The 25101-nt window shown below is 64.5% G+C and carries 24 protein-coding genes, 1 tRNA gene and 1 pseudogene; 13 read left to right on the forward strand and 13 right to left on the reverse strand.

Annotation, left to right across the window (positions count from 1 at the left end; all coding sequences use genetic code 11):
* Window positions 1–235 precede the first annotated feature (235 nt).
* Entirely contained in the window at window positions 236–1141 is a 906-nt protein-coding gene (locus tag ACW18C_RS12270; RefSeq protein WP_492071147.1) for a restriction endonuclease, read from the forward strand.
* Between the two features lie 192 nt (window positions 1142–1333).
* On the opposite strand, the gene ACW18C_RS12275 is transcribed toward ACW18C_RS12270, so the two are convergent.
* Together ACW18C_RS12275 and ACW18C_RS12280 are read right to left on the reverse strand one after the other, a co-directional pair.
* Window positions 1334–2740, reverse strand: a complete 1407-nt coding sequence (locus ACW18C_RS12275) for a restriction endonuclease subunit S domain-containing protein (protein ID WP_492071148.1) — start codon at window positions 2738–2740, stop codon at window positions 1334–1336.
* A gap of 2 nt (window positions 2741–2742) precedes the next feature.
* On the reverse strand, window positions 2743–5457 hold the full coding sequence (locus tag ACW18C_RS12280) for a type I restriction-modification system subunit M (RefSeq protein WP_492071150.1): 2715 nt from the start codon (window positions 5455–5457) through the stop codon (window positions 2743–2745).
* A gap of 202 nt (window positions 5458–5659) precedes the next feature.
* On the opposite strand from ACW18C_RS12280, the pseudogene ACW18C_RS12285 reads away from it, so the two are divergent.
* Both ACW18C_RS12285 and ACW18C_RS12290 read left to right on the forward strand, forming a co-directional pair.
* A pseudogene (locus ACW18C_RS12285) lies at window positions 5660–5731 on the forward strand (transposase domain-containing protein); the annotation flags it as partial.
* A 133-nt stretch (window positions 5732–5864) separates the two neighbouring features.
* Complete coding sequence (locus tag ACW18C_RS12290; protein WP_492071151.1) at window positions 5865–6269, forward strand: hypothetical protein; 405 nt, start codon at window positions 5865–5867, stop codon at window positions 6267–6269.
* 15 nt (window positions 6270–6284) lie between these two features.
* Here ACW18C_RS12290 and ACW18C_RS12295 read toward each other — a convergent pair whose 3' ends face one another.
* The 4 genes from ACW18C_RS12295 to ACW18C_RS12310 form a co-directional block, all read right to left on the reverse strand.
* Window positions 6285–6611 (reverse strand): DUF2293 domain-containing protein, encoded by a 327-nt coding sequence (locus tag ACW18C_RS12295; RefSeq protein ID WP_492071152.1) that lies wholly within the window; start codon window positions 6609–6611, stop codon window positions 6285–6287.
* An 8-nt stretch (window positions 6612–6619) separates the two neighbouring features.
* On the reverse strand, window positions 6620–8413 hold the full coding sequence (traI, locus tag ACW18C_RS12300; protein WP_492071154.1) for a TraI/MobA(P) family conjugative relaxase: 1794 nt from the start codon (window positions 8411–8413) through the stop codon (window positions 6620–6622).
* Entirely contained in the window at window positions 8410–8739 is a 330-nt protein-coding gene (locus ACW18C_RS12305; protein ID WP_492071155.1) for a plasmid mobilization protein, read from the reverse strand. The genes traI and ACW18C_RS12305 overlap by 4 nt, the downstream gene beginning before the upstream one ends.
* Before the next feature lie 385 nt (window positions 8740–9124).
* Window positions 9125–9721, reverse strand: coding sequence for a hypothetical protein (locus tag ACW18C_RS12310; RefSeq protein ID WP_492071156.1), 597 nt, complete (start codon window positions 9719–9721; stop codon window positions 9125–9127).
* Window positions 9722–9836: 115 nt separating this feature from the next.
* On the opposite strand from ACW18C_RS12310, the gene ACW18C_RS12315 reads away from it, so the two are divergent.
* Entirely contained in the window at window positions 9837–10082 is a 246-nt protein-coding gene (locus tag ACW18C_RS12315) for a MerR family transcriptional regulator (protein ID WP_492071158.1), read from the forward strand.
* A gap of 143 nt (window positions 10083–10225) precedes the next feature.
* Window positions 10226–11089, forward strand: coding sequence for a tyrosine-type recombinase/integrase (locus ACW18C_RS12320; protein WP_492071159.1), 864 nt, complete (start codon window positions 10226–10228; stop codon window positions 11087–11089).
* 94 nt (window positions 11090–11183) lie between these two features.
* On the opposite strand, the gene ACW18C_RS12325 is transcribed toward ACW18C_RS12320, so the two are convergent.
* Window positions 11184–11273: transfer RNA gene (locus ACW18C_RS12325), tRNA-Ser, on the reverse strand.
* Between the two features lie 138 nt (window positions 11274–11411).
* Between ACW18C_RS12325 and msrA the strand changes: the two genes are divergently transcribed.
* The 8 genes from msrA (at window position 11412) to ACW18C_RS12365 (ending at window position 19651) form a co-directional block, all read left to right on the forward strand.
* Window positions 11412–12062, forward strand: coding sequence for a peptide-methionine (S)-S-oxide reductase MsrA (gene msrA, locus ACW18C_RS12330; protein ID WP_492071160.1), 651 nt, complete (start codon window positions 11412–11414; stop codon window positions 12060–12062).
* Window positions 12063–12155: 93 nt separating this feature from the next.
* Window positions 12156–13478: a VOC family protein gene (locus tag ACW18C_RS12335; protein WP_492071161.1), complete on the forward strand. Its 1323-nt coding sequence runs from the start codon at window positions 12156–12158 to the stop codon at window positions 13476–13478.
* Window positions 13479–13536: 58 nt separating this feature from the next.
* Window positions 13537–13824, forward strand: a complete 288-nt coding sequence (locus ACW18C_RS12340) for a type II toxin-antitoxin system RelE/ParE family toxin (RefSeq protein WP_008260460.1) — start codon at window positions 13537–13539, stop codon at window positions 13822–13824.
* On the forward strand, window positions 13824–14123 hold the full coding sequence (locus ACW18C_RS12345; RefSeq protein ID WP_492071162.1) for a HigA family addiction module antitoxin: 300 nt from the start codon (window positions 13824–13826) through the stop codon (window positions 14121–14123). Before ACW18C_RS12340 ends, ACW18C_RS12345 begins: the two co-directional genes overlap by 1 nt.
* A 63-nt stretch (window positions 14124–14186) precedes the next feature.
* Window positions 14187–16034, forward strand: a complete 1848-nt coding sequence (locus ACW18C_RS12350; protein ID WP_492071164.1) for an acyltransferase family protein — start codon at window positions 14187–14189, stop codon at window positions 16032–16034.
* A gap of 151 nt (window positions 16035–16185) precedes the next feature.
* Window positions 16186–18150 carry a glucans biosynthesis glucosyltransferase MdoH gene (mdoH, locus tag ACW18C_RS12355; protein ID WP_008262960.1) on the forward strand — a complete coding sequence of 655 codons (1965 nt, stop codon included), beginning with the start codon at window positions 16186–16188 and terminating at the stop codon, window positions 18148–18150.
* Between the two features lie 130 nt (window positions 18151–18280).
* Complete coding sequence (locus tag ACW18C_RS12360) at window positions 18281–18598, forward strand: hypothetical protein (protein WP_008263590.1); 318 nt, start codon at window positions 18281–18283, stop codon at window positions 18596–18598.
* A gap of 66 nt (window positions 18599–18664) precedes the next feature.
* Window positions 18665–19651, forward strand: a complete 987-nt coding sequence (locus ACW18C_RS12365) for an SDR family oxidoreductase (RefSeq protein WP_492071165.1) — start codon at window positions 18665–18667, stop codon at window positions 19649–19651.
* Window positions 19652–19708: 57 nt separating this feature from the next.
* Here ACW18C_RS12365 and ACW18C_RS12370 read toward each other — a convergent pair whose 3' ends face one another.
* From ACW18C_RS12370 to mraY, 6 genes are all read right to left on the reverse strand, one after another.
* Window positions 19709–19993 carry a GNAT family N-acetyltransferase gene (locus tag ACW18C_RS12370; RefSeq protein WP_492071167.1) on the reverse strand — a complete coding sequence of 95 codons (285 nt, stop codon included), beginning with the start codon at window positions 19991–19993 and terminating at the stop codon, window positions 19709–19711.
* A 60-nt stretch (window positions 19994–20053) separates the two neighbouring features.
* Window positions 20054–20437 (reverse strand): membrane protein, encoded by a 384-nt coding sequence (locus ACW18C_RS12375; protein ID WP_035309608.1) that lies wholly within the window; start codon window positions 20435–20437, stop codon window positions 20054–20056.
* 10 nt (window positions 20438–20447) lie between these two features.
* Window positions 20448–21140 carry a DUF4870 family protein gene (locus ACW18C_RS12380; RefSeq protein ID WP_492071168.1) on the reverse strand — a complete coding sequence of 231 codons (693 nt, stop codon included), beginning with the start codon at window positions 21138–21140 and terminating at the stop codon, window positions 20448–20450.
* Between the two features lie 136 nt (window positions 21141–21276).
* Entirely contained in the window at window positions 21277–22455 is a 1179-nt protein-coding gene (locus ACW18C_RS12385) for an FtsW/RodA/SpoVE family cell cycle protein (protein ID WP_008262287.1), read from the reverse strand.
* Complete coding sequence (murD, locus tag ACW18C_RS12390) at window positions 22452–23855, reverse strand: UDP-N-acetylmuramoyl-L-alanine--D-glutamate ligase (RefSeq protein WP_492071169.1); 1404 nt, start codon at window positions 23853–23855, stop codon at window positions 22452–22454. Before murD ends, ACW18C_RS12385 begins: the two co-directional genes overlap by 4 nt.
* 136 nt (window positions 23856–23991) lie before the next feature.
* Window positions 23992–25101 carry a phospho-N-acetylmuramoyl-pentapeptide-transferase gene (gene mraY / locus ACW18C_RS12395; RefSeq protein ID WP_008259852.1) on the reverse strand — a complete coding sequence of 370 codons (1110 nt, stop codon included), beginning with the start codon at window positions 25099–25101 and terminating at the stop codon, window positions 23992–23994.

Genomic DNA, 25101 nt, shown 5'->3' on the forward strand with positions numbered 1-25101 from the left:
CGTTCCCTCATTGGGCTTGCTTGGTGCAGCCCAATGCCAAGCGCGGGAAGGCTGGCCCAGCAGCAGACATCTGGAACCGAAACTTTGAGGCAAAAGCCGGCGCCAGTAACTTCACAAGCGAAAATGATCGGGCTTGAACTTAGGTGCTCGGATGGACCTGACCCGACCACTGCCTCACCGCATTCAATTTCTGGTCGCCACATCGGCGATAGGCTAAGCCCGTCTGGGAGGCGTCATGGCGAATATCACACGGGCCCGCACGGGCGAATTTTTGCGTAAGCTGTTTGAAGTGCTGTTGGCGGAGCCTGAAGGGTTGCACGCAGCAGCGGCCATCGGCATGGTCCGATCCGCAGTGAAGCTGAGCGACTATGAGGCTGGTTCTTATCCGTCCGGCGGACAGCGGTTCGAGAAGATCCTGCGGTTCGCGACCGTGGACTGTGTGAAGGCTGGTTGGTTGCGCAAGGACGACGGTGTCTGGACCGTCACCGACGCCGGCGCCAAAGCGCACAGCGCGTTCAAAAGCCCGGAGGCGTTCTACAAGGAGGCTTGCCGCCTCTACGGCATCTGGAAGGCTGAGAGAGATGCGACCTTGGCTGTGCCGGCCAGCCCTGCCGCCGAACCCGAGGCGATCGAGGATGCGGCTGAAAAGCTGAGCGTCACGGTCGAGGCGGCGGAGGATCATGCCTGGGCCGAGATTTCAGCCTTCCTGCATGCCAGTGACCCGTTCGAGTTTCAGGAAATGGTCGCCGATCTGCTGCGCGGCATGGGTTATCACGTTCCTTGGGTCTCGCCGCCCGGCAAGGATGGCGGAGTCGATGTGATCGCCTTCACCGACCCGCTCGGCGCCACCGGGCCGCGCATCAAGGTCCAGGTGAAGCGCTGGCAGTCCAAGGTCGACAGTGACGGCCTGAAGTCCTTCTTGGCGTCGCTCTCAACCGGCGATGTGGGCCTATATGTTTGCCTGGCCGGCTTCACCAAGGATGCTCAGGACTACGCCCGAAATCAGGAGAACCGGCGCGTCACCCTGATCGACGCGCGCCGTTTCGTCACCTTGTGGGTGGAGACCTACAACAAGCTGGCCGACGAGGCGCGCCGTCGTCTGCCGCTGGTGCCGGTCTATTTTCTCGCGCCCCAGGACTGACGCCATTTCTATGCCGTGGGCGGCGCTGGCGAAGACGTCATCGGATACGGCGCTGCGGGATGTGAACGATTTGGGGCAGCGTGGGGTGCTGAAGAGAGACGCGGGCGGTGGGCGGAGCACGAGCTATTCGCTCGCACTCCTAACCTGACAGCCTGAGCGTTCGCCTTTCGCCGCCTTAGGTGCAACGCCCCATTATCCCGGCTCCCTAAACGTTTGGCCTTCTGCGCAGGCAAGCAAGAGATCGTCGGCCCTGCGATAGATTGACTCCGCTTCTAGCGCCGACCTCCTCAAGTCCGCAGCCAGGCTGTCCAACTCCTCGACCACCTGGTCCTGCGTCCTTAAATCGACGTCGATCCACGGGAGACGGTGCAGCTGTGACGGGAATATATTCGTATTGTTGCCTAGGCCCTTCTTCTCGCCGTAGATCAGTTTTTGATAGAAGGTGCCGGTCAGCGCGTATCGTAGGAATCGCGACCGAAGCCGGGTCTCGTCCGGTCGCAGGCGGATAACGAAGTCGGCGAAGCGGCCATCAATTTCTTCCTCAACGACCGCCACCTTGCCGATTGTTCCCTCGCCCGATCGCGCCATGAGAACATCGCCAACCTGTAGGCTTCGGCTTTGATGGTCCTTGGCGTAAGTATCTGTCACCTTCGGGCACGGTGTCACATCCAGACGCCAGTCGCGCAGCGCGGCCATCGTGACATACTTGACGTTTGACTCTTCGCTGTAGTCGGTTTCGGGGCGCACCCCATGTCCCAGCACGGCGGGTTCGGACAGGAAAGTTCCAAGACGACCCGCCGAGCAATCCATTAGGATTCGCCGGGCCTCCTGCACGTCCGGAGCGTGGTACCTCCAGGAGAATCGGGCGTCAGGATTGGCGGAGATGCTGGACAAGGCTATCCGTTTCATCTGCGGAGAGGGTCGCGCAGCGATCTCGGCCGGATGCAGCCCGAAAGTCTTGGCGAAAACCGGGTCCACCAGCCGATCGAGCCGAACGGCGGATTGCGCCAGACCCAGCGCCCTCGCGCGAAGGGGCTCAACCTGACGCAGGAGCTCATCCTGTTCGTCCAGACTGACGACGGGGATCTGGAGCCGAAGAAGAACGTCCCCATGAATTCTCGGATGCTGTTTGCCTGTCGAGAGACATGCAGCCAGCCGCGCATAGGCATCGCTCAATAGGATCAGCTGTAGAAATTTCGGCCTGATCCTAGTCTTGTCCACCTTGATCGCAATCCATTCTGGACTGACCAGAACCGGTTCCCGGGCCAGGATTAGCGTCTTCCTGAGATAGGGTCTCAGCCGAGTTGTAATGATGTCGGCGTCCTCGAGCCGAACCCGGGTCGAGCCGATTTGGGTCTGAAGCGGGCAGAAGCGCAGATTCCCCACTGAGTCCGCGTGCTCAAGGTCGATAACGACTGTCTCTTCGTCCAGCGGCCCAGCCTGCACCTTCCCCTCTTCGACAGGCGTGCAGAAGGTGCCGATAGGAGCCTGCGGAAGTTGGCTGGCAGGGAAGATGGCCAATGGCCTTTTCTGACTGGCCAGGCTGATGAATCGGGCAGTCAGTGGCAGAGCCGGGATGGCCGCCAGGCGATGGAGCATCGTCAAGGGTCCACCCACAAGCCGGCAGCACGCATCGTCTCCAGGATCGTCTGGGGTTGGGCGCGCGAGGTGATGATGTCCCCGCTGCGGTAAGAGGCCATGATGGGAAGATCGAACACCGCACGAAGTTCCGGATCGGTTCGATCCCTGAAGGCGTCGAGGAGGACGCCGCCCTCGTAGAACCGCGTCAGAGCTGCATGGACGCGCTGCGCGACGACTTCGGCGGCCTCTAGGGCGCTGCGGGCTCGCAACAGCCTCTGATCGGGCAGTGATGGCCCGACCAAGGTATCGGGCCCTGCACTTGCTTTCGACTTCGCCCGCTCAGCCTTGGCGGACAGCACCGCGACAAGAGCCTTAGCGCGACCGACGTCGTCCTCGAGCTCTCGGCGCACCGCCTCGACGTCAAGCACCTGCGGCGCTGCCTCGGTCTCGAACAGCTGGTTGGGCTGCACGTTGACCCCACGCTTGCTCCGCTTGTATCCAACGCTCGTGGCTTCCGCCGCAAAGAGCTCCCTATCATGAGCCCGCGCGACCCTGTCGAAGACCCACGCCGTGTTGCAAGCTCCGAAAAAGTCGCCTGGCTCTGAGTCCCGCTCCGCGACCTCCTCGATAAGGAGCCGCCGCCTAGCGACAAACTCTGCGAGGGTCTCCGCCTCCAGAGGCGCGGCGTCAGCGCCAATGAACGCTTCGATCGCGTTGCGGAGATCCCCCTCGCTCTTGCCCGCGAGTGAGGTCAGTCTGTTGGGGCTGCGACCGTTGATGTATACCTCGATACAGTTCGTCGCGATCGTCCGCAGCTTGCCGTAGGCGCTGACGGCGTCGTTCCAGTCACTGGCCCAGGCGGCGACCGCCGCCTCTGTTTTCTTGCGCGCAAAAAGAAGGCTGGTCTTGGTTTGGGTGTACGGCTCGAACGCGAGTTGCGGCAAGCTGACAACGGCAATCACGTCGAAATACCAAAACAGAAAAAGTCGGATGTACTTGTTTTCGGTCGTGTCGAAGACAGATTCAGGCAGCACAGCCGCGAGCCGGCCGCCCTCACGGAGGAGCTGGTAGTAACGCTCGATGAAGAGGTTCTCGGAGTTTTTCTTTTGGCCGAAGATGAAGCTACCCCCTAGCGATCGCTTCGTGTCGGGGTCGAGATCAACGCTGAACGGCGGATTGGAAATGATCACGTCGAACTGAGCATTCACATCGCGTTCGCCGTAGACGCGTGAGCGCTCTGTGTGACGCAACCGCTGACCCGCGCTCGTCGGCCATGCGTAATGATGGAACGGTTTCAGGCCGTCCTGGTGGAAGATGTTAGATGAACCATCGCCGTGCAGGATCATGTTGACCTTCGACGCGGTTGCCAGATCGAAATTATGCTCCACGCCGTAGATGAAATCCCGCGCCCACTTGTGCTCGCGGCTATCGGGCATGAGCAGGTCATCAAATCGTTGCTGCACCGCGCGAGCGCGCAGGAGGTCGCCCTTCCGGCGCCGCTTCAGCTCATGAGTGACCATCCTCATCGCCTCGATAAGGAAAGTCGCGCTGCCGCATGAGGGGTCGATGATGTAGGGAAGAGTCGACCGGTTCAGGGCCTCTACGGCGAGCGTGTCGAGCTCAAGCGCATAGAGCATGAACCGTACAATCGGCGGAGGCGTGAAGAATTGGCCTTTGGTCTGTTTAAAGCCGTCACGCTGAATGCGCTCGAAGAACTCGCCTAGAATGTCGCGGCCCGTCAGGCTGTCCTTCCCGTCGATAAAGGAGAAGCGCTCGATCTGATTTACAGTGTACATCACCTTGTTAAGTGAAAATTTTTCCCGATTGACGACCCACTGGTCCTCCGCCGGTCCCTCTTTACCGAGCTGGCGCTGAAGTGCGGTCCGGTACAGCTGGTTGATACGTTTGAAAACTTCCTCCGGTGCCTCCAGATCATCGCCATGGGCGAAAACCTGAAACTTGTAGTCCTCGCCGGTCTGGGTGTCGTACTCGTCCTGCACCTTGGCCAATATTAGGTTGACCAGGCTCGAGAAGACCTCAGTGTCGCCCGTCGCTCCACCACCCCAGAGTACATTGTGGAGGTTGTTGGCGATGCCCTCGATTTCCGCCATGGAGAAGTTGTGTACGAGGTCGCGGGCGCCCTCCTTTGTTAGAGGCGTCCGGCGTGGCCTATTGTAGCTCCCCGGGATCTCCACGCCGATTGAAGGTTGGCCGTCATCGGACCATGCGTCGTAGCTAAGGTATTTCGTGCGATCGATGATGATCGCTTTGTCGACCAATACCCCGGCGTGATCCTCAATCGTGTAGTAGACGAGGTAGCGAACCGGCTTGCCGGTTTCACTCTCGTGCAAGCCCGCGACGGCGAACAGCTGCCCTTTGATGTCCACCTTGTCGGCTTCATACCTGTCCGGATCCTTCAACTCCATCAACAAGAAAGCGGCTCCGTCGGCATCCTCCAGGATAAGGTCCGCCCTAGGCTTGCTCTTGCTGGAACTGCGGCCTGCGGAATATTCTCGCTCAAGCTGAAGCCGGTCGGCGCGATAGCCCAACTCATGGACAAGACGGTTGACGATGAACGCGCGGACAGCCTCCTCCCTTCCAGTCAGCACCTTTAGGCGATCGCCGCCCCGGATGTCTTGGCTGTAGCCGATCGCCTTCTTCGGGAGATCAAGCGTCACGGCCGGACGTGTCTTCTGGGTCCTACAGATCGCGTCGACGCGCTCAAACAAATCCAACTGTTTTCTCCAAGCGAGAGGGCTGGGGTTAAGTACGGCGTCGCGAATTCGGGAAGTGCCCGAGGGCCCTAAGCTGGTGGACTGGCCTACAGAATCGGCCGACCTCAGTTGTTAAAAGGGTCCCGCGACGCTCCGGGAAAGGTGGACACGGCGGGGATAGAACCCGTGCCCCCCTCGATGTCAACGAGATGTGTCCGCTCCGCGCGCCGCGTGCATGTACAGCCTCATCGTCACAGCCAAGATGAATGACATCGATCCACAGGCCCGGCTCAGTCACTCAACCTGACAGCGCTTCCAGAAGGTACAGTCAAAGCCAATCCAGCGACACTCGGTCAATTAGAGAATCGCGATATATGAAACACGCTAAGTACTGAGTTCCGGTCAACCTCCTATGAGGAGCGTGTTGAGTGGCTACTGAGCGTGAGCTATTTCGAGTGCGCCACGATCCAGTCGAATGGCGCGGCATCGTGAAACGCCTTCTGGAAATTGCAGATCAGAATGGTGTCGATGACCGACACCTCGTGATTATTGAAAGCCTGAACGCCCAAACAGAACGCGTCGAGCTTAGTCATCGTCAAGCCGAATGGCTGTTAGATGCGAGAGATGACAGCGAATTTGTAACCAAGTATTTCGACTTCAGCATCAAGCTGATGCTGACGGAATGCTATCAAAATCGCCTCGGCATGGACGATGAGGACGAGCAAAAGTGGATAGAAAAGGCGTATAACGAGCGCCTGGTTCGACTTCGAAAAAAAGATGCCAAAATGCTTTTTGAAATTGCAGTGTCGCTCGGCGTGATCGACTCGAACTAGTTCCTCTCGGTGCATTCATAAGTCGGTGTCCTTTGCCTTCGACCAAGCTTTCAGCAGCTCATCATGCTCCGCCTTCACCACCAGGCGCGCTTCGTCGCGCGACAGCTTATGCTTCCGCATAAGGGTGTCGTAGTCGGTTTGTTCGTGTCGGACGTAGGTGGACATCACGATGCCCACGGCTTGTCCAAGGCTGACCGGCGGCTGCCAAAGCCGGTCGGCGGTCTCGCCGCCAAAGCGCTGACGCAGTTCGGGCGAAAGCCCAGGATGTTTGTTGTCGAGGTGGGACAATACCCGTTCGAGTGTGAACTGGGCGGCCTTCTTCGCGCGGCGTGACTTTGCCATTCGGGCTCCTAAAGGCTGAGCTCTGGGCCGCTTCGACCCCGTGAGTGATCGCGCTCCCTCTCGATCTGGATCAACCGTTCGTCACCTCGCAGTTCAGCAATAGGCGTGGTCGCCCTTCGGACTGGCTCCGGCGCCGGATGTTTCCGCTCTTCCTCGTGCGCGACGCTTCTGCGCGCCTTCTCCAAGGCGGGATCTACGAACGTCACCTGGAAGATGGGGTGAGCCGACATTTCGAGGACCGCCGCCCGGAAGGCAGGACTGCCTTCCACAACAAGCGGCTGGCCGGGGAAGCGATCCGACGCCAGGGCCAAGGCCAAAAACACGGCTTCGCGCGACAGGGTGTCGGTCCGCACCTCGGCGGCTCGATCCGTGACACGGCCGCCGTCCGGGGTCTGATAGACCACATCGCCGTTTCGCATGACGGTCGGCATGCGCGGCTGATACAGGACGTCCTGCACGGCCCGGAGATCCTCGGCGGTGATGATGTCGCCAAAGGCGCCAGCCCGGCGAACCGTGCGCGACCGCAGAGCCGACAGCGCCGCCTCATCCCCACGCGATGCTTGCTCCTCCAGAAACCCCTGCCAGGTCGGAAGCGGATGCGCGGCCTTCACCGCCGCCCGATCATCGGCCAGGAGCCGGTCTCGCTCGACATAGGCCGACTTTCTGGACGCTTCGACGCGACTGAGGGCTTCGCGGCGCAGCGGCCCTCGCAAGTCGTGTCTTATGCGGATGCCCGCCTTCTCCTTGCGATAATGCTCGCGGAGACGCTGAGCGTAGTCGCCGTGCCGCGTATTGACCTCGGCCATTGCGGCGGCGCGCCCTCGTTCGGCCGCCGTGCGGGCCGCCTGATAGTCGGCGTGCAGACGGCGGGCCTGGGCGCTGCGCTGGACGGCGCCGTCATAGGTCTGTTGCGGTCGCCCATAGTCGTAGAACTGCGCCTTATAGGCGCCGAGACGGTCGGTCAGCGCCTTGGCGGATAGGCTCCGGTCGATGCTGCTGGCCTTCACCCAGGTTTTTGAGCCCGGCACGCCGGCGACAAGCCCTGCCCCCTTTGGCCGAAGCTCCAAACCGTATCGGGCGAAGACCTCATGAATGACCTCCCAAGATGAGGCCGTGGCAGCGACCGTCAGAATGTCATCGCGCGCGTGGGTCGCGATCCAGCCCGAAAGAGATTGACGCCCCGAATGCGCCTCCATCGTCTTGGCCCGTTCCGGCCTCCGCGTCGGCTCCGCCTCCTGGCCAAGATTGTGGATCTGGTCGCTGATCAGTCCGTGATTATCCAGAAGGAGATCATGGCGTAGCTCCAGCTCGCGACACGCCGCCATCAGCTTGGGATAGTCGTGATGGGGGGCGACATTCCTCAGGGTCGTCGGATGCACCTTGTTGATCGCCACATGGACGTGAAGATTGTCCGTGTCGTCGTGGACGGCGGAGATCCGCTGGTGCTCGGAGAAGCCTATGGCGGCGACGAGGTGATCCTCAATGTCACGCAGCTGCTCCAGGGTCGGCCGTTCGCCGTCGGGGAAACTGATGACCAGGTGATAGGACTTGTCCGACTGCGACCGCGTGTTCCGGGCCTGCACCAGTTCAATCTCGGTGATGGCCATCTCGAGATCGTCGTCGGCGCAGTTGCTCACCCGCGCGGCGACCACCCGATGCCCGCCGCCGACGCGATCAACGACATAGCCAGCGAGCCGGTCGAAGGCCTGTTCGTCGGTGGGATGTTTGATGTCCAGGATATAGCAGCCGAGCCGCGTATAGGCGCTAGCCCCGGCCTTGCGCGCGATGTGATGCGCGATCAAAGGGCGCGCACCTTGTGACGGATTTCCTCCGATGTGGCGGCGATCTGCTCGGCGAGGGCCGCGACCTCTTGAGAGCTCGCGCCCTCGCCCGGCCGCTGATCGAGCCACAGCTTCAAAAGGTTGCCCAGGCGATTCAGATCGCCCCTAGTGCGGATGATCTCCTCGACTCGCTCCCCGTCCAATCGGGACTTGAGCTCGACGCCCTTCGTGAGCCGGCGGACCACCTCGGCCATCGACATCTTCGTCGCGGCGGCCAGCGCCTTTATGCGGGCGTGCTCCTCGTTGCTCAGCACCACGCGGAGCCCGCGCTGACGAGCGGTGCTCATGCCGCCGCCTCCCTAATCCCCGCGTCAGCGGAGCGTCGAGCCGAAGGCGAGTAAGCCGCATTCCGAAGAGGAGAGCATCGCGAACTGATATCGGAATGCATATCCTGCCCTCTAACGGCAGGCAAAAGGACGCAAATCAAGGAAAGCGGGTCAGACTTCCAACCGCGCGTCGCAGCTATTGCCTTGATTTGCCTTGTTTTGCCTTCCGACGCCACGAAACGCCGACGCCCGTGAAGGCAAGGAATCGCATCTATTCGCATCTATTCGCATCCTTTCGCATCTCATGAGGGCCCAGGACGCGAGGAGACCGGGCGGCGGCAGCCGGTCGGCGGCCTAAGCCAAATCGAACCGAACGTAGAGATGGGTGATCGGGACATGGTGACCGCTACGGCATCGCCGCCGCGATCCGCTTGATCGCCAGCTGATCGATCGCGCGGGTGACGGACATCCCATCCATGATGGCCCTATTGATCAGACGGTCCTTCATGGAGATCCCTTCCCAATCGTCGGGATAAGTCATGCCTGGGTTCTCCATCATCGTGTCGATGAACTGGATCTCCTCCTCTTCGACGACGATCTCCGCCCGCATGTGGGTTGCAGTGACCCTGATCTGAACATCGTCCGACTGAAGGTCTCCCAGAAGGCTGCATTCCGGGGGTGCACGCCCATGTAGCAAGGCCGCATGGAACTCGATCATATGAGCCAAAGCGTCTTCGAACTTGATGTCGCCGATGAGCTCCATGTTCCGATTAAAACGCTCATGCCGCAGCTCACCAACCAGCTGGGTGATGGCCTCACCTTCCTGCAATGAGTCGGCGGACAGCATGACGATGAGGATGCGGGCAGCATCTAACGAAGAAAGATGCTGAGCGCTTCTTCCTCGCCCCGTAGTCGAGATCAGTCCGCCTTTGCGCAGCACGGAGTAATAGGACGTGACCGTCGCCTCAGGGCGCCCGATCGCACCCGCTATCTCTTTGATCATGTCACGCGCTGTAGCCATACCGCCTCTTACCTGAAAAAATCAGAACGAACATTGACAAACTGACCGTTCTGAATCTTTCTTATCGGAACAGCAGTCTCAGAACGTATGGCCGTCTATGTCCCGCAAACAGCCCGACTTTCCAAACAGCCTTCCCCCTCGCGGCCTGAGCCGCGACTTGGCGAGCCGATATATCGGCATCAGCGTCTCCAAGTTCGATCAGCTCGTTGACGAAGGAAGAATGCCGGCCGCCAAACGGATCGACAGTCGTAAGCTGTGGGATCGAGATGCCCTGGACACAGCGTTCTGGGCGTTGCCCGAGGATGGTCCCGACCCTCAAGACAACCCCTGGGACGCGGCGTGAAGAAAAAGCCGCCCCACACCTCCTCCTATAGGGACATCAGAGGCAAGCTCAGGTGGCGATATCGCCGCGTCGGTTTGCCTGAGTCTCAAACTACAGCTCTGTTTGGATCTGAGGATTGGTGGGCTTGGTATCATGGCGCGTCGGTGGCGCAGCCGAAGCCGGCGGCGTCCAGTCGGACTAAGCCTGGCTCCATCCATGCGCTCGGCGTCGCGTACTATGGATCAGCCGATTTCTTGAGGCTGCGACCGAGCACCCAGCGGACCTACAAGGGCATCTTCGACCGCTACCGCGACAAGTACGGCGACAATCCGGTGGCACTGCTCGAACCCAGGCATATCCGGAATCAAATGGACAAGCTGGCGGCTCGTCCAACCGCCGCCAACAACATGCTCAAGGTGCTACGCGCGGTCATGCGGTTCGCCGTAGATCGCGGCTTTGCGCAATCGGATCCGACAACCGGCGTGCGGATGCTGAAGTATCGAGCCGAAGGCTTCCACACCTGGACCGACGCCGAGGTCGCTCAATTCGAGCGCCGATGGCCCATTGGTTCCAAACAGCGGCTTGGCTTCGATCTTCTGCTCCACACAGCTCAACGTTCGGCGGACGTGAGGCAGATGACCATTCATCAGATCGCCGGTGACCGAGTCATCGTGCGTCAAGAAAAGACCGGTCAGCCGATCGACATTCCCCAACACCCCCGACTTCAAGCGTCACTCGGAGCGAGCAAGCTGGGACACGTCGTGCTTCTGATCACAAAGGACGGGAAGCCATACGGTGAGAAGGGTTTCGGAAACTGGATCAAAAAGGCGGCGGTCAGCGCCGGTTTGCCGCATTGCTCGGCACACGGGCTGCGGAAAGCTGCCGCCCGCCGTTTGGCAGAAGCTGGCTGCACGACTCATGAAATCGCAGCGATCACGGGTCATCAGAGCCTCAAGGAAGTCGAGCGCTACACGCGTGAAGCCAATCGTCGCGGCCTCGCGGATGGGGCCATGAAGCGCATTGGTTGAAGCACGAAGGCGGAACAAATCTGTCTAACTAAACGGGAAAGGTTAGACACATGGAGAATTATGATGTTGAATTTAAATAGATATTTTTACGGGGTGGCGGACAGAGAGGGATTCGAACCCTCGGTAGGCTTTCACCTACACACGCTTTCCAAGCGTGCGCGATCGACCACTCCGCCACCTGTCCGTTTCACGCCACGTCTTGCGCGCCGCCGGAGGTCGATCCGGCGGGAGGCGGGCCTGATAGAACACACTCGCCCCCTCGGCAAGCGCCTCTGACATCCCCATATAGGCGTCGAAGTCATTTTTCGTCCGAGGAGCCCCGATGTTGTTCAAGAAAAGCGCGGAACTGCCCACCGCAGAGACCGCCCTGCCCGGCCGCGCCGAGCCGCTGGCGACCGACGAGGTCCATTATGTCAGCGGCCATCCGCTGAAGGGCCCCTATCCGGACGGGTTCCAGACGGCGATCTTCGGCATGGGCTGTTTCTGGGGCGTGGAGCGGATCTTCTGGAACCTGCCGGGCGTCTGGGTGACCTCGGCCGGCTATTCGGGCGGGATCACGCCCAATCCGACCTACGAGGAGACCTGCACCGGCCGCACCGGCCATGCCGAGGTGGTCAAGGTGGTGTTCGACCCCAAGGTGATCACCTACGCCGAACTGCTGAAGGCCTTCTGGGAGAACCATGACCCGACCCAGGGCATGCGCCAGGGCAATGACGTGGGCACCACCTACCGCTCGGCCATCTACACCCTGAATGGCGAACAACAGGCCGAAGCCGAGGCGTCGCGCGACGCCTATCAGGCGGCCCTGACGGCGGCGGGGCGTGGGACCATCACCACCGAGATCGAACCGGCGGGCGAGTATTTCTACGCCGAGGCCTATCATCAGGGCTATCTGGCCAAGAACCCCGCCGGCTATTGCGGCATCGGCGGCACCGGCGTGGTCTGCCCCATCGGGGTCGGCGTCGAGGCCTGATCCCCCGATATCGGGCGAAATGTCCTGTGGCCGCCGGCTAGGCGTCGGCGGCCGACAGGCGTAGGGAACGGCGAAAAGGTCCAGGGAGCCCTCATGTCCGACTTCGTCCAGCCCGATGAGATTCGCAGCCGTTTCTCGGCCGCCCTGTCCGCCATGTACCGGGCCGAGGTGCCCCAGTACGGCGAGCTTCTGGCCCTGGTGGCCGAGGTCAACGCCGGGGTTCTGAAGGCCGATCCGGCGGCGGCGGACCGTCTGGCGGCCTCGGGCGAACTGGCGCGGCTGTCCGAAGAACGTCACGGCGCCATCCGCGTCGGCACGGCCGATGAACTGGCCACCATCGCCCGCGCCTTCGCCGTCATGGGCATGGCGCCGGTCAGCTACTACAATCTGGCGCCCGCCGGGGTGCCGGTCCATTCGACGGCCTTCCGCCCGGTCGATCCGGCCGCCCTGGCGCGCAATCCCTTCCGGGTCTTCTGCTCCCTGCTGCGGATGGAGCTGATCGAGGACGAGGCCCTGAGGGCGGAGGCCGCCGCCGCCCTGGCCCGGCGCGACATCTTCACCCCCGGCGCCCGCACCCTGATCGAAACGGCCGAGACCGCCGGCGGCCTGGACGAGGATCAGGCCGACCGGTTCGTCTCCGAACTGCTGGAGACCTTCCGCTGGCACGCCCAGGCGACGGTCAGCGCACCAACCTATGAGCGGCTGGTCGCGGCCCACCGGCTGATCGCCGACGTGGTCAGCTTCAAGGGACCGCACATCAACCACCTGACCCCGCGCACGCTCGACATCGACGCCGCCCAGGCCGCCATGCCCGAACGCGGCATCACGCCCAAGGAGACGATCGAGGGTCCGCCCGACCGCGCCTGCGCCATCCTGTTGCGCCAGACCAGTTTCAAGGCCCTGCAGGAGGCCATCGCCTTCCCCGACGCGGACGGGACGACCCAGGGCGTCCATACCGCCCGGTTCGGCGAGATCGAACAGCGCGGCTGCGCCCTGACCCCTGTCGGCCGGGCCCTGTACGATGCGGCCCTGGCGAACAAGGACTTCTCGGCCCTGCCCGACGACTGGGCCGCCCTGCGCCGGGACGGCCTGGCCTGGTTCCGCTATCGCGCGACGCCCCAGGGCCTGGCGGCCCGCGCCGAGACCGCCGATCTGGAGGCCCTGATCGCCCTGGGACACGTCGTCGCGGAGCCGATCACCTACGAGGACTTCCTGCCCGTCAGCGCGGCCGGCATCTTCCAGTCCAACCTCGGGGCCGAGGTGCGCGAAGCCTATGCCGTCGACCCGGCCAAGGCCGATTTCGAACAGGCCCTGGGCCGGTCGGTGCTGGATGAGATGGCGCTCTATCAGGCGGAGCAGGAGGCTTCGATCGCCGCGACGCTGAAGGCCCTGGGGCTGACCACGGCGCCGGCCTGAACCTCGAAATCCGTCAACTGTCACTTGACAGTTATCACGCCGGACCTGACATTGCCACTTGGAGATCGAAAGCATCAGGCACAAGGCTCTGCGGCATTTCGCGGAAACGGGGAAAGCCAAGGGTCTGCCCGCCGCGCTGGTAGGCCGGATCACCAATATCCTGGCCTATCTCGACGCCATCGCCACAGAAGATGAATTGCTGGCGCCGCCCAACTTTGGCGCACACCGACTGACGGGGGATCGCGCGGGCGTCTGGTCCCTGACCCTCACCAGGAACTGGCGGCTCACCTTCCGAATCAACGACGCCCTCGCGGTCGAGGACATGGACTTGGAGGATTATCACTGATGGCTATCCGACTTCATTCCGCCTTCGCCGTCCACCCGGGCGCCTGGCTTCGGGACGAGCTTGTGACGCCCCGGAATCTCAGCGTCACGGCCTTGGCCGAGGCGCTCGGCGTGACGCGTCAGGCCGCCAGCAACCTGCTGAACGGGCGGTCGGGCGTGTCCGCCGAAATGGCCATCCGCTTCGAAAAACTGTTCGGTGTCAGCGCTGACACCCTGGTGCGCATGCAGGCCAGGCATGACCTCGCCAAGGCCCGCGCCCACGAGCAGGACATCCGGGTGCGTCCGCTGGCCGCAGCCTGACGAACCCCTCTCCAGATCATACCCGTATTGCCTGACGCCGCGCACCGGATCATAGACGCGGCCGTGCCCCCCTCTGCTCCCTCGTCCGCGCGCCGTTATGATCTGGACTGGATCCGGGTCGGGGCCTTTGGCCTGCTGATCCTGTATCATGTCGGCCTAGTCTACGGGGTCTATGGCTGGCATGTGCACAGCGTCCACACCTTCGAGTGGATGCGCGAAGCCATATTGATCACCAATCCCTGGCGGCTGACCCTGCTGTTCCTGGTGTCCGGGGCGGCGCTGCGGTTCATGACCTTCCGGCGCAGTCCGCGCGAAGTGGCGCGCGCCCGGTTCGCGCGACTGGTCCCGCCCCTGCTGTTCGGCGCCGTGATCCTGGTGCCGATCCAGTCGTGGATCGAGGCGATGGACAAGGCCGGCTGGCCCAGCGGCCTGGCGGGTTTCGCCGCCTGGATGGTGCATGAGTTCAGCTGGAGCGGCCTGGCCGACGGGGTTCCGGTCAACCACCTGTGGTTCATCGTCTATATCGCCGCCTACAGCGTCGTCACCGTGCTGCTGTGGCGTCGGCCGGGCCTGATCGACCAGATGGGCGCGTGGCTGGAGAAGGCTCTGGCCGGACCGCGGGTGCTGATCCTGCCGATCCTCTACCTGATCGCCATCCGCATCCTGCTGTTCCCCTGGTTCGGGGTGACGAACATCCTGCACTGGGACTGGTACAATCACGCCCTGTCGCTGGGGGCCTTCGTCTTCGGCTTCTGCATCGTCGGGCGCGAGACGATCTGGCGCGACATGGAGCGGTATCGCTGGGTCGCCCTGGGTCTGGCCGCGGTCGCCCTGCCGGTCATGATGGCCCAGGTCTGGCATCCGGGCGGGCGGGCCTTCTGGGGCGTGCCCAAGGCCATGGTCTATGGCCTGGACCAGTGGGCGACGATCGTCGCCATCCTCGGCTTCGGCAGCAGACATCTTCGGTCGCGCGGCGGACCGGTGCTGAAATACCTGACCGAGGCCACCTTCCCCCTCTATCTGGCGCACCAGACCATCCTGGTCGCCGCCGTCTGGATCATCCGGCCCGCCCGCCTGCCCGTCGGGCTGGAAGCCCTGTTCCTGTTGCTGATCACCTTCGCGGGCAGTTTCGCCGTCTTCGAGGTCGTCAAGCGAATCCCCGCCATCCGCCCCCTGTGGGGGCTGAAGCCGCTGGACGGCCGGCCCTGGCCGGTGGACCTGGCGGCCTTGCGACGCCCAACCGCCCGCTATCACCGCCGCCGGCGTCTGCTGGCCATCGGCGTGGCCGCACCGCTTCTGGCCCTGACGGTGGTGGCCGCCGCCATCGCCGCCTATCCCGGTTTCGACAACGCCACCCAGTATCTGAGCGAACTGGGCGGGACGACGGCCCCCGCGCCGATCATCTTCAACGGCGGGGTCTTCGTCGCCGGGGTGATGGCGGCCCTGGCGGGGATCGGCTTCGGCCTGGCCGTCTACGCCCTGACGGAAAAGCGGATCGCCGCCGCCGTGATCGCCGTGGTCTTCGTCCTGGCCGGGGCGGGCATGTCGGCCTCGACCCTGTATCCCTGGCCCGATCCGCGCCACATGATCATCAATCTGGCCCTGGGCATCCAGCTGGCGCCGGTTCTGCTGCTGTGGGGGCTGGCGTCGCGCCGGGACGTGCCCCGGCTGAAAATCTTCCTGGCCGCCACTTTTGTCATCATGGCGATTCTGACGGTTGTTACAAAACACCTCGTCTTCCCCGGCACGGTCAACGACGACAATGTCGGCTGGTGGGAGCGCGCCTACGCCATTGTTCTGGTGTGCTGGGTGGGGATCGCGGCCTGGGTTCTGGACCGTAAACTGCTGCAGGACGCGGTGAAATTCCCGCAGCGCCTGCCTGACGCCGCCCCGGCGGTCAAACCTGGGTAAAGATTCCCGATATTTTTTGCCCATATCAACATTGCGTGATTGAAAGTCGCGCGAATGTGATCGACTATAGGGCTCGTGCTGCAATGCAGCGCGCCGCCCCCTTCCTGCCTTCGGAAGCGGGGTCGGTCAACACGGGGGCGTCCAGAGCGGCATGAACAAGCTGGCGATCCGGCCTGTCGAACAGGCTGATTTCGAGACGACGAACCAGGCGGCTCAAGGGCCGTCGTGGTCCTGGCTGCCTGACGAGGCGCCGCTGGCCATGCCGGTTCAATCCTTGGCCGCGCCCGACGCCGTCGCCGATACGACCCCGGCCACCGCCCCGCGCACGGTCGCCCTGCGCCGCCTGATGCTGCTGGCCGGCACCGTGGCCCTGACGGGCCTGTCCGCCATCACCCCCTTCTACCTGTACGCCCGCAAGGGCTGGGACCCGACCGAGATGCTGGCCTTCGGCATCTTCATGCTGCTGATCACCGCCATCTCCTGCTGGTTCGTCAGCGGCCTGATGGGCCTGGCCGTCATGCTGCGCGGCAAGGATCAGGCCGATCTGGCCTTCGCCCCCCACCCGGCCCTGCCGCGCACGCGCACCGCCCTGCTGATGCCGCTGTACAATGAGGACGCCCGCGCCTCCTTCGCCCGTCTGGCGATGATCGACCAGTCGCTGACCCGCCTGGGCGCCGCCTCGGCATTCGACATCTTCGTGCTGAGCGATTCCACCAAGGAAGAGGCTGCGGCCTCCGAACGTTCGGTCTTCCAGGCCTTCCGCCTGGCCGCCGGCTGCAAGTCCTTCTACCGCCGCCGCTCGGACAACGCCGAGCGCAAGGCCGGCAACCTGGCCGAATGGGTCCGTCGGTTCGGCGGCGCCTATGAGAACATGATCGTCCTGGACGCCGACAGCACCATGGCCGGCGAGACCCTGCTGCGCATGGTCGACGCCATGGAGCGCAATCCCGGCGTCGGTCTGATCCAGACCGCCCCGGTCATCATCAAGGCCCGCACCATCTTCGCCCGCGTGTCCCAGTATTCGGTGCGCCTGTACGGCCGCGTCGCCGCTGCGGGCCTGGCCTACTGGACCGGTTCGGAATCCAGCTACTGGGGCCACAACGCCATCATCCGCACGCGCGCCTTCGCGGCCTGCTGCGGCCTGCCCCACCTGAAGGGTCGCAAGCCCTTCGGCGGCCACATCATGAGCCACGACGTGGTCGAGGCCGCCCTGATGCGCCGTGCGGGCTGGGCCGTCCACGTCACCGCCGCCCTGGACGGCTCCTGGGAAGAGACCCCGCCGTCGATCACCGACTTCATCCGCCGCGATCACCGCTGGTTCCAGGGCAATCTGCAGCACCTGGGCCTGATCGGCGCCAAGGGCCTGTCGCCGATGAGCCGCCTGCAGCTGGCCATGGGCTGCATGGCCTATCTGTCCTCGCCCCTGTGGCTGGCGTCGCTGATGGTCGGCCTGTTCATCCAGATGTTCTATCCGGTCGACTGGACCAGCTTCTTCTACATCCTGAACCCCCAGTTCACCCCCTTCATGCTGGCCTCCTTCCTGTCAGGCGTCCTGCTGATCGGGCCCAAGTTCATGGGCGCCGCCCTGGTCCTCAGCCGTCCGGCCGAGTTGCGCGCCTTCGGCGGGCGTCGCGCCATCGCCAAGGGCATGGCCGCCGAGATCGCCCTGTCGGCCATCCTGGCCCCCATCCTGATGGTCGCCAACACCAAGGCCTTCATCCAGATCCTGTCGGGCCACGACACCGGCTGGACCACCCAGCAGCGCGAGGCCGACGGCCTGGCCTGGTCCGACGCCTTCCGGGCCATGCGCTGGCAGATGGTCGCCGGCGTCGGCTTCATCCTGCCCCTGTGCGTCCGCCCCGACCTGGCCACCTGGTTCGCCCCGATCGTCCTGCCGCTGCTGCTGGCCGCCCCGATCGCGGTCTGGACCTCGCGCGTCCGCTCGGGCGACGCCCTGGCCGCCAAGGGCTTCCTGGTCACCCCGGTTCAGGACGGCGTCAGCGTCAACCCGGCCGTCCTGCACGCGCCGCGCTCGCCCCTGCGGGCGGTCGCCGGCGGCGTCCTGGCCCCGGTCGCAGCCCCGGCCATGGTCCCCGCCCGCGCCCCGGAACTGTAGGTCCCGGCTTTAAGCCAGCGAAAACCGATGCATGGCAGCCACAGCGCCGCCACAACCGCTACGGTCAAGCTCGACGCGCCGGGGCGCAGCCGCCATTTTCGATCCTCAGCTCTGCTGGGGACCCGATTCCATGACCAAGAAAACCGGCGCCGATTCCAAACCCGACCTGCGGCTCGTCGGAACCGAGGCCGCCGTCTATGACCTGATGCGCGCGCCCCAGAGCAACGCCGAACGGGTCAAACGCCTCCAGCTCGAGGCTCACGCCCTGGCCCTGGAGGAGATCGAACAGTTCGAGAAACTGCTGACCCAGGCTGCGGAAAAGGCGAAAGACATCGCCTCGGGCGGCGACGCCTATCCGGTCGGCGTGCGTGAAATCGCTGCGCGCCTCGCCGCCGACCTGCCGCCCCGGGCCGAGACCATCCGCACCATCGTCGGCCGGGTCGGCTAAAAACGGGGAACGGCTCGCCGCCCGGATCGCTCTCCTGAAGCCCCCCCAGTCTTCAGGAGACCCGTCATGGACGACCGCTTCAACGCCCGCGCCGACGACATCGCCGACCAGGAACGCGCCATCCAGCGCGACATCGACGCCAAGGACCAGCAGTCCGGCGGCGATGAATCCTCCGGCGCCGTCCAGGCCGGCGCCCGCCCCTATCCCGCGCCGCCCTTTCCCAAACAGCACCAGACCAAGCCCGGCGACGAGGCCGCCCTGGACCCCGCCCCGATGTACGACGCCCCCTTCTGGAAGGGCTCGGGCAAGCTGGAGGGCTTCGCGGCCCTGATCACCGGCGCCGATTCCGGCATCGGCCGTTCGGTCGCCGTCCTGTTCGCCCGCGAAGGCTGCGACGTCGTCATCTGCCATCTGGACGAGGACAATGACGCCAAAGCCACAAAGGCCGCCGTCGAAGCCGAAGGCCGCCGCGCCGTGGTGCTGAAGGGCGACGTCGCCGATCCGGCCTTCGCCGAGGCGGCGGTCAAGGCCACGCTGGACGCCTTCGGTCGCCTGGACGTCCTGGTGCCCAACGCCGCATTCCAGGAACACGTCAACACCTTCGAGGACCTGACCTACGAGCATTTCGACCGGACGCTGAAGACCAACCTCTACGGCTATTTCAACATGACCAAGGCGGCGGTCCCGCACATGAAGTCCGGCGGCGCCATCGTCATGACCGGCTCGGTCACCGGCCTGATGGGCAGCCAGGCCCTGCTGGACTATTCCATGACCAAGGGCGGCATCCACGCCTACGCCCGCTCGCTGGGGACGCATCTGGCGCCGCGCGGCATCCGGGTGAACGTCGTCGCCCCCGGCCCGGTCTGGACCCCGCTGAACCCGGCGGACAAGGACGCCGAGGCCACGTCGCAGTTCGGCGCCCAGACCGTGATGAAACGCCCGGCCCAGCCCGAGGAAATCGCCCCCGCCTACGTCTTCCTGGCCTCGCCCCAGATGTCGAGCTTCATCACCGGCGAGATCCTGCCCATCATCGGCGGCTATTCGGGCGGCTGAATTGAAAACGCCGCCGCCTCGCGCGAGGAGGCGGCGTCCCGGCCGCGCTGAAAGGTTTCAGGCCAGCACGTCGTCGTAGTCGGGATGCCGCTTGTGCCACACCACCGCATAGCTGCAACGCGGAAACAGTTTCAGCCCCTTCTCGCGGGCGTATTCCGCCATCGACTGCATGAAACGGCCGGCCGCGCCCGAGCCGCGCAATCCCTGTTCGGCCTCGACATGCAGGATCATCCGCGCCCCGCCGCGCACGGCGTAGTCGGCCCAGACCCGGCCATGCTCGGTCTCGCTGTCGAACTCCTGTTCGAAGCGGTTCTCATCTGTCGCGTCCGTGAACGGTCCCATACTCAACTCCCTTTTGCCTTCAACAGCTTGGGAGGCGGGATGTTCCATCGGCGGATCGCGTCAGATCGGCCGGTTCTGCAGCAGATTGATCAGGCCCAGGACGCTCTTCACGGTGAACCAGACGCTGAGCAGGAACCAGATCAGGACGAACAGCAGCAGGAAGGGAATGCCGACCAGAAACACCGAAGCCAGGGCGCTGACGGCGATGCCGATCCAGGCGGCGATGGTCCACCAGAAGACCGACCAGAACAGGCTGATCTGGGCCTCGATATGCTGGCGCGCCACGCCCACAGCCGTCCCCCGCGCCACATAGGACACGACCAGCCCGACCAGAACCAGCACATTGGCGCTGGGGATCGACAGGATGAACAGGGCCCAGGCGATCAGGGCGGCGACCTTGCCTTCCGGCTCCTGGCCTGCAGTGAAGTTCGGCTCGGTCGTCATGATCGTCCTTTCAGAACAGCCAGGTGCGGGGATTGTCGATCGGCCGCCCGGCCTTCAGCCGCATGACGCCGAAGACGCCGCGCGCCAGCACCCACAGGGCCAGCAGGAACAGGACGAAGACGCCGATATTGACGATCACCAGCAGGGCGCCCAGCACCACGGCCACGGCCGCGCTCCACAGGGTGCGCTGCTGATAGATGAAGTGGCTGGCGGCCACGGGCTCCTGCGGCCCGTCGCGGCCCGTCACCGCCAGCAGGGCCAGAACGGCCGCCACGCCCAGCGTCGGCACCGCCAGCAGGATCAGCACATAGACGGCGTACAGGCTCATCGGCGCGGTCTGCGGCGCATTGCGGCCCACGGGTTCGCGTCGGGGGGGCTGAGCGTCCTTGGCCGCCCGCTCGCGCCCCGCCGAAAACCGCGTTTCCCGCGCAGCGGTGAAGGGCTCGGTGCGATCGAAAGGTCCCGGTTCAGGCCTGGGCTCCGGGCGGGCTTCCGCAGCGAACACAGGCGACACCGGCGCAGGTTCCGGCGGGTCGAACAGGTCCGGCTCACGCTCCAAAGGCTTGGAGGACACAGCGGGCTGCGGCTCTGGCGCTCTGGGACGACCCGCCAGCGACGCGGGCGAGACGAAGCCGACATGGGCGTCGTGATCGTGGTCGTCTTGCGCGGCCCCTGGGCCTGTCGGATCGCCGGGTTCGGCCATGACTCTCGAACGCTTCTCTCACGCCGCAGCAGCGACTGGATTCGCGACCGACAATGGCCGTGCGCGGCCATGGACGCAACCTGACCCTCGCCCTTTCGTCAATCCGGACAAGGCGGGGTCTGGACGGCGGCGGGGTCTAAAGCAGCCGCCGCCCCGGTCGCGACAGGCTGGCCCCCGGTTCATAGGCCCCCGGCCGGCGCCGCGTCAGGGCCAGGGCGAAGCCCATGGTCAGGCCCATGGCCAGCATGGACGAGCCGCCATAGCTGATGAAGGGCAGGGTCATGCCCTTGGTCGGGATCAGGTTCAGGTTCACCGCCACATTGATGCAGGCCTGAAGCCCGATCAGCATGAACAGGCCCGCCGCCGCCGTCTGTTCGAACGGATCGGTCAGCTTCATGGCCCGACGCATGCCGCGCACCACGATGAAGGCGTACAGGCTGATCATCGTCAGGCTCAGCACCAGGCCGAACTCCTCGGCGCCGACCGAATAGATGAAGTCGGTATGCAGATCGGGAACATGGCGCTTCATCACCCCTTCGCCGATGCCGCGTCCGACCAGGCCGCCGGCGCGAATGGCCTCCGCTGCGCTGTCGATCTGATGCGTGTCTGTGGTCTCGGGCGAGAAGAAGCGGCTCAGGCGGTCGCGCATGTGGCCGAACACGAAATACAGCGACACCAGGCCCGCCATCCCGGCGCTGGCCAGGACCGCCATCCATTTGAACGGCACCCCGGCCATAAAGAAGACGGCCATGAAGGTGGTGGTGATCAGCAGGGTCTGGCCGATGTCCGGCTGGATCAGCAGCAGGCAGACGGTCAGGGCGTAGAAGCCGAAGGCGATGGTGACGCCGGGCACCCCCTGCCCCTTCTGCGCCTCGGCGAACATCCAGGCGGCGAAGACGATCAGGCCCGGCTTGGCGAACTCGGACGGCTGCAGGCTGAAGGGGCCGAAATTCACCCACCGCGCGGCGCCCTTCACCGTGTCGCCGATAAACGGCAGGGCCATCATCACCACAATGGCGCCGAACAGGGCCAGGACGGCGATCCGCCGCACCCCGCGCGGCGACAGCAGCGAACTGGTCAGCATCAGGGTCAGGCCCGCGCCCGAGAAGACCATCATCCGCCAAGAATAGTGGAAGGGATCGGTGATCGATTCATCGGCCAGGATGGCGGCCGGGCTGGAGGCGAAGCTGAGCGCCACGCCCAGGCCCATCAGCGCCAGGGCCGCGCCCAGCAGGCCGCGATCCACGGTCCAGAACCACTGGGCGACCGGGCTCTGGTCGTTGCGCGAGAAGGCGGGGGTGTAGGAGGCGCTCATCGGGCTGTCTCCGGGGTTGCGCCGAGGGCCAGCACGGCGGCGCGGAAGGCTTCGCCGCGCACCTCGAAGTCGGGGTACTGGTCGAAACTGGCGCAGGCGGGCGACAATAGCACGATCTGGTCGCCGCCTGCGGACGCGGCGTCTGCGGCGGCGGCGACGACGGCGGCGTCCATGGTCTTTGAGATGACGTGGGGCGTGTCACCGAGGGTGGCGGCGAAGGCTTCGGCCGCCTCCCCGATGAGATAGGCCTTGGCCACGCGCGGGAAGAGATCGGCCAGGTCGTCGATGCCGCCCTCCTTGGGCTTGCCGCCGGCGATCCAGAAGACCTTGGGATAGGAGGCCAGGGCCTGACGCGCGGCGTCGGCGTTGGTGGCCTTGGAATCGTTGATGAAGCGAACGTGGCCGATATGGCCGACGGCCTCCATCCGGTGGGCCAGGCCGGGGAAGGTCAGCAGGCCTTTGACCACCGTCTCCTCGGGAATGCCCATGTCATTCACGGCGAGAAAGGCGAAGGCTGCGTTCTGGGCGTTATGCCGACCCGGCAAGGAACGAGCCTTCGACAGATCGACGATGGGGGCGGGACGACCGCCCGCATTATAGGTCAGCCAATCGTCCATCAGATACATGCCGAGGTCGTCATCCATCGGCCGCTCGACCGAGACAGGATCGACAGCTCTCCCCTCCGCTTTCAGTTCCTGCCAGATGGCGAAGCCGTAGGGATCGTCAATCCCCACATAGGGCGCGGTCTTTCGCGACTGGAATATACGCCGCTTGGCGGCGACATAGCCCTCCATCCCTCCGTGACGGTCCAGGTGATCGGGGCTGATGTTGGTCAGGATCGCCGCGTCGGGCGCGAAGCGGGTCGTCAGGTCCAACTGATAGCTGGAGACCTCGATCACATAGACGGCGCCCGGCGTCGGCTCCGGCAGGGCCAGGACGCCGATGCCGATATTGCCGCCGACATGGACGGTCAGACCCGCCTGCTGCAGCACCCATCCGATCAGGGCCGTGGTCGTGGACTTGCCGTTGGTGCCGGTGATGGCGATCACCCAGGGACGCCGGCCTTCCGGCAGGGCGTCCAGCGCGCGGGCGAACAGTTCGATATCGCCGACGACCGGCACGCCCGCCGCGCGCGCCTTGTCCACGGTCCAGTGCGGCTTGGGATGGGTCAGGGGCGCGCCGGGCGACAGGACCAGGGCGGCGAAGCCGGACCAGTCGGCGGCCGTCAGATCCTCGACCACGAACCCCTCGGCCTGGGCCTGAAGCCGGCCCGAAACCCCGTCGTCCCACAGGACGGGGGTCGCGCCCCCGGCCTTGAGCGCGCGCGCGGCCGTGATCCCCGACCGTCCCAGGCCGAAGACCGCGACCCGCCTGCCCTCGAAACCGGGAACGGGGATCATCTCTGACCCCCGTCATCCTCGGGCTCGACCCGAGGATCGGAGGATCCGCCGCTGGCGCGAACGGCCGGCCGCACAGTCAGGTCCACGCCCGATCCTCGGGTCAAGCCCGAGGATGACGGAGAATGGGGGAGCCCGCTCATCTCAGCTTCAGCGTCGACAGGCCGATCAGCGCCAGCGCCCCGGCGATGATCCAGAACCGGATGACGACGGTCGATTCCGGCCAGCCCATCTTCTCGAAATGGTGGTGGATCGGGGCCATCAGGAAGATGCGTTTCTTGGTCAGCTTGTAATAGCCGACCTGGATCATGACCGAGGCGGCCTCCATCACGAACAGGCCGCCGACGATGCCCAGCACCAGTTCATGCTTGGTCGTGACGGCGATGGCGCCCAGGGCGCCGCCGAGGGCCAGCGACCCGGTGTCGCCCATGAAGATCTTGGCCGGGGGAGCATTGTACCAGAGGAAGCCGGCGCCCCCGCCGATCATGGCCGCGCAGAAGATGGCCAGTTCGCCGGCGCCCGGCACATGGTGGACCTGAAGATACTGGGCGAAGACGAAGTTGCCGGCCAGATAGGCGATCAGGCCGAACGCCCCCGCCGCCATCATCACCGGCACGGTCGCCAGCCCGTCCAGGCCGTCGGTCAGGTTCACGGCGTTGGAAAAGCCGACGATGGTGAAGGCGGCGAAGGCCACATAGAACCAGCCGATGTTCAGCAGCACGGCCTTGAAGAAGGGGAAGGCGATCGAGGTCTCGAGCCCCGGCGAGGTCGGCGAGACCTTCATCCACAGCACGGTCAGAACGCCCGCGATCACCGCCACCACCGTCTGGGCCGCCAGCTTCTGTTTCGAGGTCAGGCCGGCCGAGGTCTGTTTCGTCACCTTGGCGTAGTCGTCGATGAAGCCCAGCACCCCGAAGGCCGCCGTCACGCCCGAGACGATCCAGATATAGGGATTGGTCAGGTCGCCCCACAGGAAGACCGCCACGCCGATGCCCGCCAGGATCATCAGCCCGCCCATGGTGGGGGTGCCGACCTTGGACAGGTGGGACACCGGGCCGTCGTCACGGATCGGCTGGCCCTTGCCCTGTTTGGCGCGGATCCAGTTGATGAACCGGCTGCCCATGGCGGCCGCCACGATGGCCGCCGTCGCCAGGGCCAGGGCCGCGCGGACGGTCTGGTACTGGATCAGGTTCAGCAGCGGATACTGGTGCGCGACGTCGGCGTAATAGAGATACAGAAGGTAGAACAT

Source organism: Brevundimonas sp. FV1ye7S (assembly GCF_058680995.1).

What these genes read in the sequence shown, in the direction of transcription:
- ACW18C_RS12270 (WP_492071147.1), top strand. Translation starts at nt 236, where the DNA reads ATGGCGAATATCACACGGGCCCGCACGGGCGAATTTTTGCGTAAGCTG.
- ACW18C_RS12275 (WP_492071148.1), bottom strand. Translation starts at nt 2,740, where the DNA reads ATGCTCCATCGCCTGGCGGCCATCCCGGCTCTGCCACTGACTGCCCGA.
- ACW18C_RS12295 (WP_492071152.1), bottom strand. Translation starts at nt 6,611, where the DNA reads ATGGCAAAGTCACGCCGCGCGAAGAAGGCCGCCCAGTTCACACTCGAA.
- ACW18C_RS12305 (WP_492071155.1), bottom strand. Translation starts at nt 8,739, where the DNA reads ATGAGCACCGCTCGTCAGCGCGGGCTCCGCGTGGTGCTGAGCAACGAG.
- ACW18C_RS12310 (WP_492071156.1), bottom strand. Translation starts at nt 9,721, where the DNA reads ATGATCAAAGAGATAGCGGGTGCGATCGGGCGCCCTGAGGCGACGGTC.
- ACW18C_RS12315 (WP_492071158.1), top strand. Translation starts at nt 9,837, where the DNA reads ATGTCCCGCAAACAGCCCGACTTTCCAAACAGCCTTCCCCCTCGCGGC.
- msrA (WP_492071160.1), top strand. Translation starts at nt 11,412, where the DNA reads ATGTTGTTCAAGAAAAGCGCGGAACTGCCCACCGCAGAGACCGCCCTG.
- ACW18C_RS12335 (WP_492071161.1), top strand. Translation starts at nt 12,156, where the DNA reads ATGTCCGACTTCGTCCAGCCCGATGAGATTCGCAGCCGTTTCTCGGCC.
- ACW18C_RS12345 (WP_492071162.1), top strand. Translation starts at nt 13,824, where the DNA reads ATGGCTATCCGACTTCATTCCGCCTTCGCCGTCCACCCGGGCGCCTGG.
- mdoH (WP_008262960.1), top strand. Translation starts at nt 16,186, where the DNA reads ATGAACAAGCTGGCGATCCGGCCTGTCGAACAGGCTGATTTCGAGACG.
- ACW18C_RS12360 (WP_008263590.1), top strand. Translation starts at nt 18,281, where the DNA reads ATGACCAAGAAAACCGGCGCCGATTCCAAACCCGACCTGCGGCTCGTC.
- ACW18C_RS12365 (WP_492071165.1), top strand. Translation starts at nt 18,665, where the DNA reads ATGGACGACCGCTTCAACGCCCGCGCCGACGACATCGCCGACCAGGAA.
- ACW18C_RS12370 (WP_492071167.1), bottom strand. Translation starts at nt 19,993, where the DNA reads ATGGGACCGTTCACGGACGCGACAGATGAGAACCGCTTCGAACAGGAG.
- ACW18C_RS12375 (WP_035309608.1), bottom strand. Translation starts at nt 20,437, where the DNA reads ATGACGACCGAGCCGAACTTCACTGCAGGCCAGGAGCCGGAAGGCAAG.
- ACW18C_RS12380 (WP_492071168.1), bottom strand. Translation starts at nt 21,140, where the DNA reads ATGGCCGAACCCGGCGATCCGACAGGCCCAGGGGCCGCGCAAGACGAC.
- ACW18C_RS12385 (WP_008262287.1), bottom strand. Translation starts at nt 22,455, where the DNA reads ATGAGCGCCTCCTACACCCCCGCCTTCTCGCGCAACGACCAGAGCCCG.
- murD (WP_492071169.1), bottom strand. Translation starts at nt 23,855, where the DNA reads ATGATCCCCGTTCCCGGTTTCGAGGGCAGGCGGGTCGCGGTCTTCGGC.
- mraY (WP_008259852.1), bottom strand. Translation starts at nt 25,101, where the DNA reads ATGTTCTACCTTCTGTATCTCTATTACGCCGACGTCGCGCACCAGTAT.